The sequence below is a fragment of the Chryseobacterium sp. A321 genome (genome assembly GCF_054489265.1).
In genome coordinates this window covers 1-1407 of record NZ_JBTMWZ010000003.1, presented here as the reverse complement: position 1 = coordinate 1407, position 1407 = coordinate 1, and the positions used below count along the sequence as shown (strand labels likewise).

At 39.5% G+C, this 1407-nt stretch carries 1 protein-coding gene; it reads right to left on the bottom strand.

Going from position 1 to position 1407, the window contains the following annotated elements; translation table 11 throughout:
- On the bottom strand, window positions 1-1407 hold a 1407-nt coding region (locus tag ACX3PZ_RS10565), incomplete at both ends, for an RHS repeat domain-containing protein (protein ID WP_459112761.1).

The following is a 1407-nucleotide window of genomic DNA, read 5'->3' as shown; positions in this document are numbered from 1 at the left end:
CAGCGGATCCACAACACTCCATCTTCCTAGATCCGGCATGTAAAAACGTGCGCCGTAGTCATACATTCCTGTTACCTGTAGTTCCTTACCGTTGTACTTATAATTATAATCGGACGAAGCAATATTTCCTAGATTATTCTCGTCAAATGTTAATCCGAATGGATAATAATTTAATTCCTGCAAAACCTCAATGACCCCCGTTGGATTCTTCCAATAACTCAGTCGAACATTTCCTAAATGATCGAGCTGATTGTAAATATATGCATTTTTATCAAAATCATAATACCCTTGGTCTGTTTGGAAGAATTTCAGGATACCATTTACATAATGAAATCCATCGAGATACTCTCTTGTGCTCGTGGGTGAAATGAATTTAACCTTTTCGCCGCTCGCTAAGTAGGAGTAACTTAAACTTGCTCCGTCTTGGGTGATTTGGGAAGGTAAATTCAAATAATTATATTGAATTGCTGTGATTCCTCGGTCAGGATGCGTGGTCATATTGCCATTCGCATCGTAGTTTATTTGACCCCCTCCTAGAGGGTACCCTTTCATTTGGCTACTTTGATCAAGAACCTTGGTTAATCGATTGCCAGTATAGCTGTATGTCAATTGATCGATCAGTAAGGGTGAAGTACCTGTTGGGGGTGGAGCGTTTCGGGTTAATGTATTGAGGTTCCCATTTGCATCGTAGGTCTGCTGCTCATTGTAAAAGCCTGCATCAGATCCCGTACTTTGGTACTGCGATGAGACCAATCGATTTACCCCGTCATACGAATAGGAATAGTTTCGTATGCTATTCTTACTTATACTGAAATTCGTGTGCCATGAAGTTTGTGAGATATTTCCATTGTAATTTCGAACTCCATTAAAATTAGCATCCAAAGTATCGTAATAAAGGCGTTGGCTAAATAGTTTCAAGGTATCCAATTGAGAATTGCTATTTAGATTTATCCCCAAAAGTGAACCCCGTATGTTGTATTTGTAATTTGTCGCCTCAATCGCCTCATCCCCAAATGATAAACTAACGAGTCTAGAAAGATTGTCATATGAATAAATCGAATACAATGAATCGACCCCGGAATTCACTTTCTGACTACTGGAAATCAATCGCTTCGCATGGTCGTAGTAGAAATCGTAAGAGACCAAGGTCTCAGGATCAGAAACTCCTCGCTTATGCCTTATTTCTTCTTTTACTTTAAGTCCAGTAAAATCCAATTTGTACTGCTGGTTTGTATATCCTCCTAGGGCTCTAGTTTTGTATTCGTTTATAGGGCGCCCTTTCTGATCATAGAAATAATAAGTGGAGGTCCAAGCTTCAGAATTTATTTCTCGTACTTGAGAGGCAGTTAAAAATCCTGTGGTCGAACGCTCTGCCAATTGCGTATCTAATAGTCTTGATTGACCTTG